At 49.7% G+C, this 18,432-nt stretch carries 16 protein-coding genes; all 16 read left to right on the forward strand.

Annotated features, from left to right (window positions below; genetic code table 11):
• Positions 1-1,744 (forward strand): DNA translocase FtsK (locus tag HMPREF1548_RS22630; protein ID WP_021638962.1); only part of this gene is annotated, 1,744 nt, incomplete at its 5' end.
• 57 nt (positions 1,745-1,801) lie between these two features.
• On the forward strand, positions 1,802-3,472 hold the full coding sequence (locus HMPREF1548_RS22635; RefSeq protein ID WP_021638963.1) for a formate--tetrahydrofolate ligase: 1,671 nt from the start codon (positions 1,802-1,804) through the stop codon (positions 3,470-3,472).
• A gap of 67 nt (positions 3,473-3,539) precedes the next feature.
• Entirely contained in the window at positions 3,540-4,388 is an 849-nt protein-coding gene (gene folD, locus HMPREF1548_RS22640) for a bifunctional methylenetetrahydrofolate dehydrogenase/methenyltetrahydrofolate cyclohydrolase FolD (protein ID WP_021638964.1), read from the forward strand.
• A 15-nt stretch (positions 4,389-4,403) separates the two neighbouring features.
• Positions 4,404-6,011 carry a chitobiase/beta-hexosaminidase C-terminal domain-containing protein gene (locus HMPREF1548_RS22645; protein WP_021638965.1) on the forward strand — a complete coding sequence of 536 codons (1,608 nt, stop codon included), beginning with the start codon at positions 4,404-4,406 and terminating at the stop codon, positions 6,009-6,011.
• Positions 6,012-6,051: 40 nt separating this feature from the next.
• Positions 6,052-6,933 (forward strand): sulfide/dihydroorotate dehydrogenase-like FAD/NAD-binding protein, encoded by an 882-nt coding sequence (locus HMPREF1548_RS22650; protein WP_021638966.1) that lies wholly within the window; start codon positions 6,052-6,054, stop codon positions 6,931-6,933.
• A gap of 84 nt (positions 6,934-7,017) precedes the next feature.
• Entirely contained in the window at positions 7,018-8,400 is a 1,383-nt protein-coding gene (gltA, locus tag HMPREF1548_RS22655) for an NADPH-dependent glutamate synthase (RefSeq protein WP_198168674.1), read from the forward strand.
• 30 nt (positions 8,401-8,430) lie between these two features.
• Positions 8,431-8,730 carry a Dabb family protein gene (locus HMPREF1548_RS22660; RefSeq protein WP_021638968.1) on the forward strand — a complete coding sequence of 100 codons (300 nt, stop codon included), beginning with the start codon at positions 8,431-8,433 and terminating at the stop codon, positions 8,728-8,730.
• Between the two features lie 60 nt (positions 8,731-8,790).
• Positions 8,791-9,666: a hypothetical protein gene (locus HMPREF1548_RS22665; RefSeq protein WP_021638969.1), complete on the forward strand. Its 876-nt coding sequence runs from the start codon at positions 8,791-8,793 to the stop codon at positions 9,664-9,666.
• A 166-nt stretch (positions 9,667-9,832) separates the two neighbouring features.
• Positions 9,833-10,312: a 23S rRNA (pseudouridine(1915)-N(3))-methyltransferase RlmH gene (gene rlmH, locus HMPREF1548_RS22670; RefSeq protein ID WP_035323513.1), complete on the forward strand. Its 480-nt coding sequence runs from the start codon at positions 9,833-9,835 to the stop codon at positions 10,310-10,312.
• Between the two features lie 57 nt (positions 10,313-10,369).
• The gene (locus HMPREF1548_RS22675; RefSeq protein WP_021638971.1) at positions 10,370-11,176 is read left to right on the forward strand and encodes an MBL fold metallo-hydrolase; all 807 of its coding nucleotides are present in this window, start codon (positions 10,370-10,372) and stop codon (positions 11,174-11,176) included.
• A gap of 10 nt (positions 11,177-11,186) precedes the next feature.
• Positions 11,187-11,540, forward strand: coding sequence for a YabP/YqfC family sporulation protein (locus tag HMPREF1548_RS29200; protein WP_021638972.1), 354 nt, complete (start codon positions 11,187-11,189; stop codon positions 11,538-11,540).
• Positions 11,541-11,561: 21 nt separating this feature from the next.
• Positions 11,562-12,812, forward strand: coding sequence for a sporulation protein YqfD (locus HMPREF1548_RS22685; RefSeq protein WP_021638973.1), 1,251 nt, complete (start codon positions 11,562-11,564; stop codon positions 12,810-12,812).
• Between the two features lie 4 nt (positions 12,813-12,816).
• Positions 12,817-13,854: a PhoH family protein gene (locus HMPREF1548_RS22690; protein ID WP_021638974.1), complete on the forward strand. Its 1,038-nt coding sequence runs from the start codon at positions 12,817-12,819 to the stop codon at positions 13,852-13,854.
• Positions 13,851-14,360 (forward strand): rRNA maturation RNase YbeY, encoded by a 510-nt coding sequence (ybeY, locus tag HMPREF1548_RS22695; RefSeq protein WP_021638975.1) that lies wholly within the window; start codon positions 13,851-13,853, stop codon positions 14,358-14,360. The genes HMPREF1548_RS22690 and ybeY overlap by 4 nt, the downstream gene beginning before the upstream one ends.
• 137 nt (positions 14,361-14,497) lie before the next feature.
• Positions 14,498-16,162, forward strand: coding sequence for an oligosaccharide flippase family protein (locus tag HMPREF1548_RS22700; protein WP_021638976.1), 1,665 nt, complete (start codon positions 14,498-14,500; stop codon positions 16,160-16,162).
• A gap of 138 nt (positions 16,163-16,300) precedes the next feature.
• Positions 16,301-18,319 carry a heparinase II/III domain-containing protein gene (locus HMPREF1548_RS22705; RefSeq protein WP_035323509.1) on the forward strand — a complete coding sequence of 673 codons (2,019 nt, stop codon included), beginning with the start codon at positions 16,301-16,303 and terminating at the stop codon, positions 18,317-18,319.
• Positions 18,320-18,432 lie beyond the last annotated feature (113 nt).

Raw genomic sequence — 18,432 nt, forward strand, 5'->3', positions numbered from 1 at the left:
GCCGTCAGGGATACCGGGGGACGGGGCGGCAGATGAAGTCAGCGGCCCTGCGCCTGAAAGGGAGCGGCCGAAGGCCAGGCTTTCAAAAGAGGAACATCCGCTTCCGGGAGGCGGAAAGCAGTTTACCGGTGAAGGGCGCCAGCTTACGCTGAAGGATATAGAACCGGCCGGGAAAGCGGTTGCGGCGGGAACTGCCGGACAGGCGGCCATGGCTGAAATGCGCAGGGAAGGGGCGCCTGCAGTTGCCCAGATACCGAAAAAAGAGCGCCCCTATCATTTCCCTCCGATTTCACTTCTTCAGAAGGTTGGCGGAAACAATTCCGGGGATTCAGTCAGGGAGCTTAAAAATACGGCGGCCAAGCTGCAGCAGACGCTGGCTACCTTCGGCGTTAAGGTGACCATTACAGATATCAGCCAGGGACCGTCCGTAACCAGGTATGAGCTGCAGCCGGAGCAGGGTGTTAAGGTCAGCAAAATCCTGGGACTGGCGGATGATATCAAATTGAACCTGGCGGCAATGGATATTCGTATTGAAGCGCCGATACCCGGAAAAGCAGCGATCGGGATCGAGGTTCCCAATAAGGAAAATACCATGGTTTCGCTTCGTGAGCTGATGGAAAGCAAGGAGTTTAAGGAGTTCCCGTCACGGCTGTCCTTTGCCGTAGGGAAGGACATTGCCGGTAAGGTAGTTGTTTCCGATATTGCCAAGATGCCTCATATGCTCATTGCAGGTTCTACCGGTTCCGGTAAGTCGGTCTGTATCAATACATTAATAATGAGTATTTTGTATAAAGCCAAGCCGGATGAGGTCAAGCTGATCCTGGTGGATCCCAAGGTGGTGGAGCTGAGTGTTTATAATGGGATTCCGCATCTGCTCATCCCTGTTGTGACCGATCCGAAGCAGGCTTCTGCGGCCCTGCACTGGGGCGTTGCCGAGATGACGGACCGTTACCAGAAATTTGCGGATATGAACGTCCGTGATTTGAAGGGGTATAATAAGAAAGTTGAAGACATGCGGGCGAAGGGAGACACAACGGCTCCCGATAAGCTGCCTCAAATCGTCATTATTGTAGACGAGCTTGCCGATCTGATGATGGTGGCTCCCGGTGAGGTGGAGGAATCCATCTGCCGTCTGGCCCAGCTGGCCAGGGCTGCGGGGATCCATCTGATTATTGCGACCCAGCGTCCTTCCGTGGATGTTATCACGGGCCTGATTAAAGCCAACATGCCCAGCCGTGTGGCTTTTGCCGTATCCAGCGGCGTGGATTCCAGAACCATTCTGGATATGAATGGTGCGGAAAAGCTGTTGGGAAAAGGAGATATGCTTTTCTATCCCCAGGGCTATTCCAAACCGGCGCGTATCCAGGGAGCTTTTGTTTCCGACGGCGAGGTTTCCGATGTGGTTGATTTCCTGAAGAACCAGGTGATTGGAAATGTTTACGATGATCAGATCGTTGAAAAGGTAAAAACGATGGAATCCTCCGGCGGCGGAAGCGGCGGAGGTGCCGGCGGCGGTGGGCCGGAAAGAGACGCCTACTTTGAAGAAGCGGGCAAGTTTATCATCGATAAGGATAAAGCGTCTATCGGCATGCTTCAGAGAGTGTTTAAAATCGGCTTCAACCGTGCGGCGCGCATTATGGATCAGCTTGCGGAAGCGGGTGTTGTGGGAGAAGAGGAAGGCACCAAGCCCAGGAAGGTGCTGATGAGCCCGGAACAATTCGAACAATACATAGAGGAATCGTAACTGTGAAGGTGTTTTTAAAGCAGTTGCCCAAAAACTCTTTAATCAAGGAGGATACAAATGAAAACAGATATTGAAATCGCACAGGAAGCGGTCATGGAGCCAATCGTTAAGGTGGCGCAGAAGCTGGGGATCAAAGAGGATGAGCTGGAGCTTTACGGAAAGTATAAAGCGAAAATATCCGATGAGTACATGAATTCCATCAAAGGAAACCCGGACGGAAAGCTGGTACTGGTGACAGCCATCAATCCCACGCCCGCCGGGGAAGGCAAGACCACAACCAGCGTAGGCCTGGGCGAAGCCTTTGGGAAGCTGGGGAAAAAAGCGGTAATCGCCCTGCGTGAGCCTTCTCTTGGGCCCTGCTTTGGCATTAAGGGCGGAGCGGCCGGCGGCGGCTATGCCCAGGTGGTTCCCATGGAAGATTTGAACCTTCATTTCACAGGGGATTTCCATGCGATTACATCTGCCAATAATTTATGTGCCGCTCTTCTTGATAATCATATTCAACAGGGAAATGAACTGGGTATTGATACCAGACAGGTGGTCTGGAAACGCTGCCTGGATATGAATGACCGTGTGCTGCGCAACATTGTTGTGGGTCTGGGAAATAAAATGGACGGTACGGTAAGGGAGGATCATTTTGTCATTACCGTTGCAACGGAAATTATGGCTGTTCTCTGCCTGGCGGAGGATATGGACGATCTGAAGGAAAGGCTGTCCAGAATGGTAGTGGCTTATACTTTTGACGGAAAGCCCGTTACCGCAGGGGATATCCATGCGGTAGGCTCTATGGCGGCACTGCTGAAGGATGCGCTTAAGCCCAACCTGATTCAGACGCTGGAGCATACGCCGGCGCTGGTTCACGGCGGTCCCTTCGCCAATATCGCCCATGGCTGTAACTCGGTAAGAGCCACCAAGACTGCTTTGAAAATGGCTGATTACGTTATCACAGAGGCTGGCTTTGGCGCAGATCTGGGCGCTGAAAAATTCTTTGATATCAAATGCCGCATGTCCGGACTGAAGCCTGATGCGGTCGTTCTTGTAGCCACGGTCAGAGCGCTGAAATACAACGGCGGCGTACCCAAGGCAGAGCTTGGCAGCGAGAATCTGGATGCCCTGGAAAAAGGAATTGTCAATCTGGAGAAGCATATTGAAAACCTTCAGAAATACGATGTTCCTGTTGTGGTTACTCTGAATTCCTTCATTTCGGATACGGCAGCGGAAATTGCCTTTGTAAAGAAATTCTGCGAGGACAGAGGCTGTGAGTTCGCTATTTCCCAGGTATGGGAAAAGGGCGGTGAAGGCGGAATTGAGCTGGCGCAGAAGGTGTTGGAAACACTGGAAAAGAAGGAAAGCCATTTCCATGTATTATATGAGGATACTCTCAGCCTGAAAGAAAAGATTGCTGCAGTTTCCAAAGAAATTTACGGGGCGGACGGTGTGGTTTATTCGCCTGCGGCGGAGAAACAGCTGAAGAAGCTGACAGAGCTTGGTTTCGGCGGACTGCCGGTCTGCATGGCAAAAACCCAGTACTCCCTTTCCGATAACCCGGATCTTCTGGGACGGCCGGAAGGCTTTGAAATCAATGTGAGAGAAGCCTATGTATCCGCGGGAGCGGGCTTTGTGGTTGTACTGACCGGAGCGGTCATGACGATGCCGGGTCTTCCCAAGACACCGGCCGCGTTCAGTATTGATGTGGACGAAGACGGCAGGATAACCGGCCTTTTCTGAGAATTATCAGGAATGCAGGGTATTTTTTGACAGCATATGTACCAGCGCAGGAAGGAGAGAATAACCTATGGCAAAAATTATTGACGGCAAGGCAATATCCAAAGCCATCAAGGATGAAGTAAAGCAGCAGGTGGAGGAATGGAAGCAGCAGGGGATTACAGTTACCCTGGCTGTTATCCAGGTAGGCAGTAACCAGGCCTCTACCGTATATGTGAACAATAAAAAGAAAGCCTGCGAGTACACGGGCATCCGTTCGCTTTCTTATGAGCTGCCTGAGGAAACCACGCAGGAGGAGCTTCTTTCTCTTGTAAGGGAGCTTAATGACAGGGAGGACGTGAACGGCATCCTGGTACAGCTTCCTCTTCCTGCGCATATGGACGAGGATGAGGTGATCAGGACGATTTCACCGAAAAAGGATGTGGACGGCTTTCATCCCCAGAGCGTTGGCGCGTTATGCATAGGCCAGCCGGGGTTTGTATCCTGTACCCCTGCAGGGATTATCGAGCTGCTCAAAAGATCCGGCGTTGAAATCGCAGGCAGGGAATGCGTGGTTATCGGCCGCAGCAATATTGTGGGAAAGCCCATGGCTATCCTTCTTCTGCGTGAAAACGGCACAGTTACCGTTGCTCATTCTAAAACTGCGGATCTGAAGGCGGTAGCCAGAAGGGCAGATATTCTTGTGGTCGCTGTGGGCAAAGCCAAAATGATAACAAGCGAATATGTGAAGCCCGGCGCCGCAGTCATCGATGTGGGGATGGACAGGGATGAAAATAACAGGCTTTGCGGCGATGTGGACTTTGAAGATGTGGAAAAGGTGGCAGGCAGCATCACCCCGGTTCCCGGAGGTGTGGGCCCTATGACGATTGCCATGCTGATGCACAATTGCCTGGAGTCCGTAAAGCTTCAGGGAAAGTAACAGGAAGGATTGTGTATGAAATGTCCCAGATGTGGAAGTGAAATCAAGGACGGAAGGCTGTTTTGCGAGAAATGCGGGGAAGAAATCCGGATAGTGCAGGATTTTGAACCGGAGATGGAAGTGAATATGGAAGGAAATATTTCCATTGAAGATGAAATCTCCATGGAAGAAAACCTCTCCGCAGATGATATTCTGTCTGATGATACGGAAAAATCGGGGACAGAGCCCTGGCGGAGTGGAGCCCTGCAGAAAATAGGGAAACGGGTTTCCCTGCTGACGGTAAGACAGAGAATGATTATGGCTGTCGTACTCGTTCTTCTGCTGAGCGCGGTTTTGGGACTGGCGGTGGCGGGAGTGCAGCATTTCAGCGCAGATTATCAGTATGATAAAGCGCTGGAATACATAAACAAAAAGGATTATGCAAAGGCATGTTCCTATGCGGAAAGAGCTGTGGAGCTGGAACCGGGCAATGTGGAATATCTGGTACGGCTCGCCGGCTGCTTTAGCGCCATGGGCAATGAAGAGGAGACCATTGAGCTGTGTCTTCGTATTATAGGAATGGACGAATCCAATGAAGCGGCCTACAAACGTTTAATATCCATATATGAGAAAAGAAAAGAGTATGATATAATAAATGAGCTGCTTCTTTCCTGTGGAAATGAACAGATAGTAAACCAGTATCCTGGTTTTATAGCCAAACCGCCGGAATTTTCCTTCAAGGGAGGTGTTTACAATGAGACGCTTTCATTGAAAATGCTGGCGAATACCCAGGGCACCATTTATTATACGGTGGACGGCAGCAAGCCTGATGAAAGCGGTCTGGTGTATTCCTCCCCGGTTTTCCTGGAATCCGGGCAGTATGATATCCGTGCGGTTTTCATCAATTCCTATGGTGTGGAAAGTGATGAAACACAGGAACATTATTTTGTGGACGTAACCGTGCCGGAGGCTCCGCTGGTAAGCCCTGAGGAAGGGGAATATTCACGCCCCACCATCATTTCGGTAGAGGTGCCCGAGGATTATACGGTATATTATACCACTGACGGAACGCTTCCTACTGCTGACAGCATTCAGTATACCGGGCCGTTTCCCATGCCGGTGGGAGTCAATACCTTCCGGTTTGTCAGCTACAGTGCTGCGGGAGTGGCAGGCGTGGAAACGCAGGTACGTTATTCGCTGAACCTGCATGCGGCGCTGAGTATTGAAGCGGCGAAGAACAAGCTGCTGTTTGAACTGGTCAATGCCGGTATCATCCAGGATATGAGCGGCAGTGTGAAGACAGGGAGCGGACATAACGTTTATGGATATAAATATGCGGTGACGGTAGACGGAACCGATTATTATCTTTACAGGGAATATTATGAAGACGATGCCGGGAACCGTGCCGGAACAGGCACGGATTATGTGGTAAGCATCATGGAAGGACAATGTTATAAAGCAGTGCAGGCTGCGAAGGAAACTTTGGCGGCAGGTGCGGCAGTACAGGGAGACGGCGGCAAACTGCCGGACGAGCCTGAGACTTCTGCGAAGGAAGCCTCTGAGGAAAACGCGGATGCTAAGGACAAAGGCCCCTGGAGCACACTGATACTGCAGGATATAAATTCCGGATCCATTCCGGAGTAAGTCATCAAGACATTATTAAACAAGCAGATGGAGGGAAAAAATGTATCAGATTTTACAGGCAAAGGAACTGACCACAAACATTTTTATGATGGTAGTGGAAGCAAAGAGAGTTGCAAAATCCTGTGAACCGGGACAGTTTGTAATCGTAAGAAGGGATGCTGACAGCGAGAGAATTCCGCTTACTATCTGTGATTATGACAGAGAAGCGGGCACGATCACCATCGTATTCCAGATTGTGGGAGCAGGAACATTGGAAATGTCTACCCTGAAGGCAGGAGATGCCTTCCATGACGTTGTAGGTCCTCTGGGCCGTCCTTCGGAACTGGTGGAGGAAGACATGGAGACCCTTTCCAGGAAAAAAATCCTTTTTGTTGCAGGCGGCGTGGGAACAGCTCCTGTATATCCCCAGGTGAAATGGCTTCATGAGCACGGAATCGCAGCGGATGTTATCGTAGGCGCGAAGACTAAAGATCTGCTGATTCTGGAAGAGGAAATGAAGTCTGTTGCCGGAAATCTCTATGTGACTACGGATGACGGCTCCTACGGAAGAAGCGGTATGGTAACACAGACAATCCAGGATCTGGTGGAGAAAGAAGGCAAGGCCTACGATGTCTGCATTGCTATCGGACCGATGATCATGATGAAATTTACCTGCAAAATGACAGAGTCCCTGAATATTCCCACTGTTGTCAGCCTGAATCCCATTATGGTTGACGGAACCGGTATGTGCGGCGCCTGCCGTGTAACCGTAGGCGGCGAAGTGAAATTCGCCTGCGTGGACGGACCGGAATTCGACGGACATAAGGTTAACTTTGATGAAGCAATGAAGCGCCAGCAGATTTATAAGACAGAAGAAGGCAGGGCGTTTTTAAAGGCCAAGGAAGGCGCTACCCACCACGGCGGATGCGGTAACTGCAACTGACAGGTATAATTTGCGGAATGAATGAAGACAGTGACAGTTCAGTCAGCGGAACTGTTACCGAAGACAGTGACAATGGAGGATAATATGGACGTTTTAAAGAAAGTGCCTGTAAGAGAACAGGATGCAAAGGTGAGGGCTACCAATTTTGAAGAGGTATGCCTTGGATATAATAAAGAAGAGGCTATGGAAGAAGCTGCAAGATGCATTAACTGCAAGAATGCCCAGTGTATCAAAGGCTGTCCGGTATCTATCAACATCCCCGGCTTTATCGAAAAGGTAAAGGAAGGGGATATCGAGGCGGCTTATCAGGTTATCAGTGAGGCTTCCGCGCTTCCTGCCGTATGTGGCCGTGTATGCCCTCAGGAAAGCCAGTGTGAAGGAAAATGCATCAGAGGCATTAAAGGGGAGCCGATTTCCATCGGTAAGCTGGAGCGTTACGTAGCCGACTGGGCAGGGGAAAACAACATCAAACCGGAAGGCGCAAAAGAGAAAAAGGGCAAGAAGGTTGCTGTTATCGGTTCCGGCCCTGCAGGACTGACCTGTGCGGGAGATCTGGCAAAGATGGGCTATGAGGTTACCATTTTTGAAGCGCTGCATGAGCCCGGCGGCGTTCTTGTATACGGAATCCCTGAATTCCGTCTTCCCAAGGAAGCCGTAGTGAAGAAGGAAATTGAAAATGTAAAATCTCTGGGCGTTACAATTGAAACCAATGTAATTGTGGGAAAATCCGTAACCATTGATGAGCTTCTGACAGAAGAAGGATTTTCTGCCGTATTCATTGGCTCCGGCGCGGGGCTTCCCAAGTTTATGGGAATCCCCGGAGAAAATGCGAACGGTGTGTTCTCTGCAAATGAATATCTGACAAGAAGCAACCTGATGAAGGCATTCCGCGAGGATTCCGAGACGCCTATCATGCGCGGCAAAAAGGTAGCGGTAGTCGGCGGCGGAAACGTAGCTATGGATGCGGCAAGAACAGCTCTTCGTCTCGGGGCTGAGGTTCATATTGTTTATAGAAGAAGTGAAGAAGAGCTGCCTGCCCGTGTGGAAGAAGTGCACCATGCAAAGCAGGAAGGAATTATATTCGATCTGCTCACCAATCCCGTTGAAATCCTTGAGGATGAAAACAACTGGGTATGCGGCATGAAATGCGTGAAGATGGAGCTGGGCGAGCCCGATGCTTCCGGAAGAAGGCGTCCTGTTGAGATTCCCGGTTCCGACTTTGTTATCGACTGCGACACCGTAATCATGTCCCTGGGAACCTCACCCAACCCGCTGATTTCCTCCACCACCGAAGGGCTGGATACCAACAAGTGGAAATGTATCGTTGCCGATGAAGAATTCGGAAAAACATCCAAAGAAGGCGTTTACGCCGGCGGTGACGCCGTAACCGGAGCCGCCACAGTAATCCTGGCAATGGGGGCTGGTAAGGCCGGGGCTAAGGGAATAGACGAATACTTATCCAAGTAACTGAGTTTGGAAACAGGGAGATACAGCATCATGGTAAATCATATTGTTTTTTGGAATTTCAAGCCTGAACTGACGGAGCAGGAAAGAGAAGAGGCCGGTAAGATGATCCGGCAGAGTCTGGAAGCGGTCAGGGAAAAAGCGGAAGGGGTCATCAGACTGGAGGTGCGGATTAATGAGCTGGCATCCAGCAATAAGGATATCGCCCTGATTTCCAGCTTTGAAACGGTGGAGGCGCTGAATGCGTACCAGATTCATCCCGACCATGTAAAGGCGGGCAGTTTTGTCAAAACAGTGACCTGTGACAGGGCATGTTTTGATTATGAAGGCTGAGATTAATTGTAACGATTCCGCCTCTGACAGGGGCGGAGCGCTGAAAGAGGAGGAGTCATTATGCCCTGGTGTCCAAAGTGTAAAAACGAATATGTGGATGGCGTAAAGACGTGTGTTGACTGCGGTTGTGACCTGGTGGGTTCCCTGGAGGAAATGGAAAAGGAAGGCCTGATTTTCGGGACGCAGGAAGAAATGGAAGAACTGCTTTCCTTCCTTTCCTGCAATGGAATCAAAAGCGGGGAACTACGTTTTGACGAAACAGAGGATCTGTATGAATTATTCGTTTCTCCGGAGGAAAAGGGCAGAGCTTCCCGCTATTCCGGCATTTTCCAGAAGGAGAAAAACCTTCGGGAAAAAAAGAAAGCGATAAATAACAATAGTTTTGAAGATATGCAGGAAGAGCTGGCGGAGACGGAGGAAGAGGCTGAAGAAGAAGCTGTGGAAGCTGCACCGGCAGGCCCGGTGTATGAAGCGGCTTCCCAGAAAGCCGAGAATTTCAAGTCGGGTGCTTATACGCTGCTGGGAGCCGGTATTGTGGGCATGATCCTGCTCATCTGCCTTCTGGCGGGCGTCCTACCGATACAGCTTAACGGAAGCACGAAATATCTTACCGGCGGGGTAATGGGAGCGCTTTTTCTCGTATTTATAGTAATGGGAGTGCTTTCCCTGAAATCCTCCAGGCAGTTTGAGGGAAAAGCAAAGGAAGAATCCGCCCTGAAAGAGGAGCTGCGCCGCTGGTGTGATGAGAATATTACGGCGGAGGCTGTGGACGCTTCAATTCCGGATCTGCCGGATGCGGAGGAGGCACGCTATTTCAGGCGGACGGAACGGATCCGCGCTATGATATCCGAGAATTTCCTGAATCTGGAGGCCGGCTATCTGGAAAATTTTGTGGATGAAATATATCCACAGTTTTTCGGCGAAGACGGACAGTAACTGTGAAGAAACCAGGCAGTTAGGAATGAGTTAAATATGCGGCAGCCTCTGAGTGGGATCAGAGGCTGTTTTCAGGTAATTGTCCCGGGGCCGTGCGCCGCGCACGGGCGGGATATAGGATATGATTGTGATGCGGCGGAATGCCGGACATGAAAGGGAGCGGTATATGAAAATCTCAATTATCTGCGTTGGGAAAATAAAAGAAAAATTTTACAGAGAGGCCGTTGCCGAATATGCCAAAAGGCTTTCACGCTACTGTAAGCTGGAGGTGCTTGAGGTGGAGGATGAAAAGACGCCGGAGCAGCCAAGCCCCGCGCAAAAGGAGCAGATCCTGCGCAGGGAGGCCGAACGCATGGAACGTTATATCAGGCCGGACGCCCATTTAACAGCGCTTGCCATAGAAGGCAGAAAAATGGATTCCGAACAGTTCGCTTCCCGTATAGAAAGCCTGGGCGTCAGAGGAACCAGCCATATCCAGTTCCTGATAGGCGGATCGCTTGGAATCCATCCGTCCCTGCTGGATAAGGCGCATGACAAACTCAGCTTTTCTGATATGACCTTCCCTCACCAGCTGATGCGGGTAATACTGCTGGAACAGATTTACCGGGGATACCGGATCATGAACAAAGAACCGTATCACAAATAAAGGTATTTGACTTGCTGTAAAAAGAAAAGCGTGTCAGACACGCAGACAGGAGAACTAATGGAACGCAATCTGATTATGCTGGGAACCGGACATGCCATGGTGACCAGATGCTATAATACATGCTTCTGCATACAGAACGCAGAGGACTACCTTCTGGTGGATGCAGGCGGCGGAAATGGAATCCTTTCCCGGCTGGAGGAGGCGCAGATCCCTGTGGAAAAAATACACTGTATGTTCGTCACCCATTCCCACACGGATCATGTGCTGGGCGTGGTCTGGATGATAAGGAAGGTGGCCACAATGATGCGCGGCGGCTCCTATGAAGGAAAGTTTAAAATTTATTGCCATGAAGAGCTGGCAGATACGATTACCCAGCTCTGTATGCTCACGCTGGTTAAGAAATTCACCTCGTTTCTGGGAGACCGTATTCTGATTAAAAAGGTGAAGGACGGGGAAGAAAAAAATGCGGCGGGCATGAAGCTGACTTTTTTTGACATCCATTCCACGAAAACAAAACAGTTCGGATTCCGGGCGGGGTTTGAGGACGGGACAAGGCTTACCTGTCTGGGGGATGAACCCTATAAGGAAACGGCCAGACCCTATGCCGAAGGCTGTGACTGGCTGTTGAGCGAAGCCTTCTGTCTGGACAGGGATAAGGAAATTTTCCATCCTTACGAAAAGCATCACAGCACGGCGCTGGATGCCGGACGCCTGGCGCAGCAGCTTCATGTGAAGAACCTGGTCCTTTATCATACGGAGGATACCTGTCTTTCGGAAAGAAAGGAGTCCTACACAAAGGAAGCGGCCCGGTGCTTTGACGGAAATATTTTTGTGCCTCTGGACCTGGAAAGAATCCGGTTATGAAGAGGGGAAAATGCTCATATACTGCAATATGAGTAGAAAATCTAATGTATTTAAAAAGAAAAGTATAACCGGAAAGAAAAGCGTACTGGAAAAAAGCTCCGCCCCGGGCAGGAAGGAGCAGCTTGTGGAGTCCCTGAAGCTGCCCAAGGATATGCTTCTTGGGGCTTCCATCCTCACCATGACGGGAAATCACGAGCTGTGGGTGGAAAATTACAAGGGAATTATCGAGTATACCACGGAGTCAATCATACTGCAGGCAAAAACCGGACAGATCGCTATCTGCGGATGCGGGCTGGTCATTGATTATTATACCAACGAGGACATGAAGATAATCGGAAATATACAGTGTATCCGCTATCTTTGACACCATGGAGGGATAATAGGCATGAAGGAATTTTTCCGGTATCTGCGGGGGTATCTGAAGATAAAGGTATGGGGATATTCTCCGGAGCGGTTTATGAATCTGTGCAGCAATCACCACATTCTGCTGTGGGACATTGCCAGGCAGGAGGATTGCTATACCATGTATATCAGCCTGTCCGATTTCTACAAGCTGCGGCCGATTGTAAAAAAGACCGGAACAAGGGCAGCCGTTCTGGAACGATACGGGCTGCCTTTTTTTATACGGAAAATGCGGAAAAGAAAAGTCTTTGCCCTGGGGCTTCCCTGCTGTCTGGCCTTTCTTATCGCCATGTCCCAGTTTGTATGGGCCATTGATTTTGAAGGAAATGTATCTATTACGGATGATGTGCTTCTGGATTTCCTGGCGGAGAACGGCGTGGATTACGGCGTGGCCAAAAACAAGGTGGATATCGAAGCCCTGGAGGCGGGGCTTCGGGAAAATTTCGATATAATTACCTGGACCTCGGCCAGGATAGAGGGCACCCATTTTATTGTTAAAATCAAGGAAAACGATCTGGCCGTGGAGGAAGAGGCGGAGGACGACAAGGAAAACTGGCCCGGAAGCAATCTGGTGGCCACACAGGACGGCGTGGTAGTATCCATTCTCACAAGACAGGGGGTGCCAAAGGTGACGGAAGGCACGAGCGTGCAGAAGGGAGACGTCCTGGTTTCCGGGGCAGTGCCGGTCATGGCCGACGACGGGACGGTGCGGGAATACCAGTTCTGCCATGCGGACGCGGACGTGGCCCTGGTTTATGAAATCCCTGTACATGAAGAACAGCCGCTTTTGTATGAATATAAAAACTATACCAACCGGGAAAAGAAGGATTTGTTTTTTTCATTGGGACATAAACGCTACATACTGAAGCTGGGAGAGTGCAGGTTTGTAAAATATGATACCATACTTGACAGCCGCCAGCTGTGCATCTTAAACCAGATCTACCTTCCCTTTTATTATGGCTTTGTAGTACACAGGGAATATCTTCCAGTAGAAGCGGTTTATCAGGAAAAAAAGGCGGAATCCATGCTGAATGAAGCACTTTCAAAAAATATAGTAAGTTTAGAAGAAAAAGGGGTACAAATAATACAAAAAGATGTTAAAATAGAAGCAGTGGGCAATATGCTGGTGATGGACGGCTATATGACCGTGCAGGGAAATGACGGTAAATCACAGCCTGTACAGGAACAGCAGCCTGCGGTTGAAAATGAGACGGAACCCGGGAGCAGTCAGTAAATATATGGAGCAGTTTGAAGAGGTAATTGAAATGGAAGCCGGACATATTCTGAATGTGTTCGGCGAATACGATAAATATGTGAAGAAGCTGGAGAAATATCTGTCGGTCACCATAGTTGACAGGGACGGAGGCGTCCGGATTACCGGTTCGAGGAAGCATGTGGAGCAGACCGCAGCCATTCTGAACCAGCTTCTGGAATTATCGAAAAGGGGAAACCAGATTCAGGAACAGAATGTGGATTATGCGATTGAGATGAGTATGGAAAGCAACAATGACGCACTTTTGGAAATAGACGGCGATCTTATCTGCCATACGGTGAGCGGAAAGCCGATTAAGCCGAAAACGCTGGGACAGAAGCAGTATGTGGATGCGATCCGCAGGAATATGATCGTTTTCGGCATGGGCCCTGCCGGCACAGGCAAGACCTATCTGGCCATGGCTATGGCAATTACGGCATTTAAGAACAACGAGGTGGAACGGATTATCCTCACCCGCCCCGCCATTGAAGCGGGAGAGAAGCTGGGATTTCTGCCCGGCGATCTGCAGAGCAAGGTTGATCCGTACCTGCGCCCTCTCTACGATGCCCTCTATCAGATTATGGGCGCGGAAAGCTTTGTGAAAAACATGGAAAAAGGGCTGATCGAGGTGGCGCCTCTTGCCTATATGCGCGGCCGCACGCTGGACAACGCCTATATCATACTGGATGAGGCGCAGAATACCACGCCTGCCCAGATGAAAATGTTCCTGACGAGAATCGGCTTCGGCTCCAAGGTCATTATAACCGGTGATTCCTCACAGAAGGATCTTATGCCCGGTGTGAAATCCGGCCTTGACGTAGCGGAGAAGGTACTGCAGAAAATCGACGATATCGCCTTCTGTACCCTGACCAGCCGTGACGTCGTCAGACATCCCCTGGTGCAGAAAATCGTAAAGGCATACGAAACCTATGAAAACCGCGAGCTTTCCAGGGAACGCACAAAGCCGCAGAGGGAAACGAAGGATAATGCCCGTAAAAAGGGGAAAGGAAGATTTGCCAGATGACCATATTTGTAGAAAATGAAACCGACTATGTCTTTCCCTTCGACCCCGAAAAGGTTGCCGGGCAGGTCGTCCTGGAGGTGCTGGAAGAGGAAAGCTGCCCATATGAAACGGAAGTGAATATCCTCATTACCGATAATGAAGGCATAAGGCTTTACAACCGGGAATACAGAAATATTGACAGGGAAACGGACGTGCTGTCCTTCCCCAACGTCCCCTTTGAAGCCCCGGCAGATTTTAATGCGGCGGAGCAGTACGAAGCAGACTGCTTCCAGCCTGACAGCGGAGAACTGATTCTGGGAGATATTATTCTTTCCCGTGACAGGATACTGGAACAGGCGGAGAGCTTCGGACACAGCATACGCCGTGAATTTGCGTTCCTTGTGGCCCACAGCATGCTTCATCTGTGCGGCTATGACCATATGGAACCACAGGAAGCAGCCGTAATGGAAGAAAAACAGAACCATGTCCTGGACGTGCTGGGAATTACGAGAGATATTACCGACTGATGACGGCAACTGTCCCGCAACAGTACCGTTATCTGAACTGCTGACGCTGTGCTTAATGCACAAAATAAAAACGACAAATAAAAACGACAAATAGAAAAGAAAAACAGAAAAGACTTGATGATAGGATTGCGATACGGATGAAGATGGCTGCGAATAACCATAAGAAAAAAAGAAGAAGAAACGACAGACCGGCCGGAGGAGGCGGTGCTTTTCTTGCCGTCTGCAGCGGCCTGGCCGGTCTAATTGCCATGATTAAAAGAATACCTCTGACCAATATGATCGGAGATAACGGAAACGCCTACTACAGCATGGCGTTTGATACCTACACATTTTTCTTTTTACTCTGCGGCTATGCCGCTCCCGCCGTTGTGGCTAAAATGACGGCGGCCCGGTGCTCCAAAGGACAGTTCCGCAATACCAGGCGGGTCTGGAATGTCTCCATGGGCCTGACAGCCGGTTCGGGCCTGATATGCGCACTGCTCATGTTCCTTCTTTCCGATGTGCTTTCACGCAGGGTTCTCGGAGAACCCATGAGCGCCATCGCTATGAAAATTCTTGCGGTAAATCTTATTTTTGCTTCGGTACTGGGACTCTACAGAGGCTTTTTCCAGGGCATGGGTACGATGGTTCCCACGGCGCTTTCCCGCTTCCTGGAAGAAGTGCTCTGTCTTATTGTAATGCTTGTAGCCGCCGGAAAAATGGGAGAGTACGGCAGCAAGGTGGGAGCCCTGCTTCAGAACCCCAATTACGAACAGGCCTTCGGCGCCGCAGGCGGCATCCTTGGCCTTGTTATCGGAAGCCTGGTACCCCTTCTGTTTCTCCTGGTGGTATTTTTCATGTTCCAAAGCAGCTTCCGTAAAAAAGAGCGAAAGGACATGGGAAAAGGCACTGAAAGCTACCACCGCCTGATCCGCATCCTCCTGCTCACCTCTTTCCCGGTAATTCTCATTGCGCTGGTAACCCAGGGCAGTGTCATTGCAGATCAGATCATGTTCCTGAAAATGAGCTCCAAATCACAGGATACCATAGTCCAGTGGGGCGTTTATGCCGGAAAATACAGAATCCTGTCAGGAATGCCCATTATCGTGGTTACCTCCATATGCGCATCCCTCGTACCGGCCATGTCCGTTTCTAATGCCAGCATGAACATCGGCCGCCTCAAGGAAAAGGCCCAGCTGCTTCTCCGCCTGGCCCTCCTGCTTGCCCTGCCTGCAGCCGCCTTTTTTGCCATCATGGCAGATACCCTGATGCCGGCGCTGTTTAAAACAGGAAACCTGGAACTTCCCGCCGCGCTTCTGCGCATCGGAAGCATCGCTATCATATTCCAGGCCCTTTCCATGGCCATGGCAGGCATACTCCAGGGACTTGAACGGGAAAGAAACGTCCTCATCAACTCAGCGATCGCCTTCCTCGTCCATATCATCACCCTGTACATCCTTCTTAAAAGCACGAAGCTGGGCATCACCGCCGTCCTCATTTCCACCATCGTCCTGTATGCCCTGCTTTTTATCCTGAACCTGCTTTCCGTACAACGGCGGATATCCCTGCGCATTGACTGGGGCCGTATGATAGGCACCCCTGTCATCTCCGCAGCCGTATCAGGCGTGATTATCCTCCTGATAAACAAGCTCCTCACCGAAAAAATGGGCAGCATGGCCATGACTATCCTCTGCCTCATCCTCGGAACCATCATATACCTCGTCCTTCTCCTTGCCCTCCACGGCATTACAGAACGAGACCTCAAAGATATCCCCGCAGGAGAGATACTGATCACAGCCGCCAGGGCGCTCCATCTGATGTAGCCCCGACGCCTGCCGGTTAAAGACCTGTGATAATTATATTTTTACAGAGAAGTCCTTATAAACGGTGCAGATAAACCGTTTATAAGGGCTTACTTTATAAAATAAAAAATTTTGCCGGAAAGGATGGAAGAACACATAATGATCCAATTTTCAAAAAAAGAAATAGAACAATATCGAAAACGGATACAGAATAATCCTGCGCTTGTCAGGCATTTGCAGGAGGAAGTTAAGGCTGTATTTACCAGCCGGATTCAGGTCCCCGAAAAAGGAATCGGAAACTGGATCCTATATTACTATTGTCCGGACTGTTCGGTAGCGCTGGAATTTAACAGGAACAATGAAAAGGAACACCGATGCCCAAGATGCGGGAAAATTTATCACGGCGAACCCTTCCATGGCGCCTGGTGGAGCCATATCCACAACCAGAATGCGATCCAAAGCGTAAATATGGGCATATTATTCTTCCTCACAAATGAAAAGGAATATTTTGAAAAGGTAAAGCAGATATTACTAACCTATGCAAAATACTATGCAGGCTATGAAATCCATGGAAACATACCATGCAACGGCCCCGGAAAGGCCGAGGCCCAGACGCTGGACGAGGCAATTCTTATACAGCATTTTGTTACTGCATACGATATGATTCAGGACCAGCTGTCTGCAGAAGAAAAGAAAACCATATGTGAAGGCCTGTTTCTCCCTGCTGCTGAATTTTTACTGAAATACACAGAAAAACAGATTCACAATCACGCCGTTGTAATTGGAGCGGCATTGGGAATGCTGGGCATCATACTGGACAGAAAAGACTGCATAAAAATTGCCGTCTATGACAAATATGGACTGAAGGACCAGCTGGACAGAGGCGTCCTGGAGGATGGAATGTGGTATGAATGCGCTTTCTCATATCATATGTACGCCCTGAAAAGCTTTTTTACCTATGAAAAATTCGCCCGCCGTACACAACACGGGCTGCTGGGACATCCCAACTACCCGAAAATGATTTCCTGTATTCTGCGCTACATGCAGGAAGACGGCACACTGCCTGTTATCAATGATGCACAGCTGTCACAGGGCGGAATGGAAGAATATCAGATTTTGGAATTTGCCGCATCAAACTTCCCTGTTGACGGAATACATGACATACTGAAAAAATCATACCAGGGAACCCCCCGCAGCTTAAACACAGAAGCCTTTCTATACGGACCCGAAACATTAGACACAAAGCAGGAAAAGCTAAAAGAAAGCTATATTGCCCAAAACGGCGGCGGACTGACCATGCTACGTGAAAATGGCAACACATGCCTTTGCTTTCGACACGGACCATATGCCGGAGAACACGAACACTTTGACAAGCTGGCCATTACACTGCGCGCATTTGGCACCGACATTGCCCCTGATCTGGGAACCTGCGGCTATGGCGCCCCCATGCATTATCAATATTATAAAAACACAGCCACACACAATACGGCAGTCATCGATGAAAGCAACCAACCTCCGGTAAACGCAAGACTGGTACGATATGAGCTAAAGGAACAAGGCATATACCTGGAAGCCGAAGCCGACTTTTCAAAAGACACACGCCCCCGTCCCGACAGCAATGCCCCCAGGCTGTGGAAAGAAGAAATATACGACGGCGTATACATGAACCGCAGGCTTTTCTGGAATCCCAAATGGCTGGCGGAAGTATTTGTGGTACAAGCAGACCGCCCGCACCAGATAGACTGGGTGATGCATTTCAACGGCCAGGCCTGCAAAACCCCCGAAACCGCTGCTGTTTCCCCCTTTTCACAAAACCCGCCCTTTTGCTTCCTGGAAAAAATGAGACCCCTGGCCGCCAGCCAAGAACTCATAAACACATACCAAACCCAGGACATTTACACCACAATCTACGCCAGCCAACAGAACCACCACCTTTACCAGGGACTGGGCCCCGGAAATCCGTCAGATGAAAAAATCACTTATCTAATAGAACGTACCTCCGGAAAACAAGCCATATTCTGCCACCTCATTGAAATAAGAAAAGACGCACCAACAATAGAAAACGTAAAATTTGACCTTACCGGAAAAGATGCCACCATCCGCATTAAAGAAAAACAAAAAACAATCCTCCTGCAAATGAAAGACCAACTGCCAATTCAAATTACAGAATTAAATTAACCCAAGGAAATGACTCCTATAACATAAAATTCAACGAAACAACACATTACTAAATAAGAAAATTACCGCTAACAATACCCCCAGGTTCTTTCTGCCCTCAATTGGTTCCGTGG

It is taken from the genome of Clostridium sp. KLE 1755 (assembly GCF_000466465.2).
Classification (GTDB): Bacteria; Bacillota; Clostridia; order Lachnospirales; family Lachnospiraceae; genus Eisenbergiella; species Eisenbergiella porci.

Excerpts from the sequence above, each read along its gene's own strand:
- HMPREF1548_RS22635 (WP_021638963.1), top strand. The coding sequence starts at position 1,802 with ATGAAAACAGATATTGAAATCGCACAGGAAGCGGTCATGGAGCCAATC.
- folD (WP_021638964.1), top strand. The coding sequence starts at position 3,540 with ATGGCAAAAATTATTGACGGCAAGGCAATATCCAAAGCCATCAAGGAT.
- HMPREF1548_RS22645 (WP_021638965.1), top strand. The coding sequence starts at position 4,404 with ATGAAATGTCCCAGATGTGGAAGTGAAATCAAGGACGGAAGGCTGTTT.
- HMPREF1548_RS22650 (WP_021638966.1), top strand. The coding sequence starts at position 6,052 with ATGTATCAGATTTTACAGGCAAAGGAACTGACCACAAACATTTTTATG.
- gltA (WP_198168674.1), top strand. The coding sequence starts at position 7,018 with ATGGACGTTTTAAAGAAAGTGCCTGTAAGAGAACAGGATGCAAAGGTG.
- HMPREF1548_RS22660 (WP_021638968.1), top strand. The coding sequence starts at position 8,431 with ATGGTAAATCATATTGTTTTTTGGAATTTCAAGCCTGAACTGACGGAG.
- HMPREF1548_RS22665 (WP_021638969.1), top strand. The coding sequence starts at position 8,791 with ATGCCCTGGTGTCCAAAGTGTAAAAACGAATATGTGGATGGCGTAAAG.
- rlmH (WP_035323513.1), top strand. The coding sequence starts at position 9,833 with ATGAAAATCTCAATTATCTGCGTTGGGAAAATAAAAGAAAAATTTTAC.
- HMPREF1548_RS22675 (WP_021638971.1), top strand. The coding sequence starts at position 10,370 with ATGGAACGCAATCTGATTATGCTGGGAACCGGACATGCCATGGTGACC.
- HMPREF1548_RS29200 (WP_021638972.1), top strand. The coding sequence starts at position 11,187 with ATGCTCATATACTGCAATATGAGTAGAAAATCTAATGTATTTAAAAAG.
- HMPREF1548_RS22685 (WP_021638973.1), top strand. The coding sequence starts at position 11,562 with ATGAAGGAATTTTTCCGGTATCTGCGGGGGTATCTGAAGATAAAGGTA.
- HMPREF1548_RS22690 (WP_021638974.1), top strand. The coding sequence starts at position 12,817 with ATGGAGCAGTTTGAAGAGGTAATTGAAATGGAAGCCGGACATATTCTG.
- ybeY (WP_021638975.1), top strand. The coding sequence starts at position 13,851 with ATGACCATATTTGTAGAAAATGAAACCGACTATGTCTTTCCCTTCGAC.
- HMPREF1548_RS22700 (WP_021638976.1), top strand. The coding sequence starts at position 14,498 with ATGAAGATGGCTGCGAATAACCATAAGAAAAAAAGAAGAAGAAACGAC.
- HMPREF1548_RS22705 (WP_035323509.1), top strand. The coding sequence starts at position 16,301 with ATGATCCAATTTTCAAAAAAAGAAATAGAACAATATCGAAAACGGATA.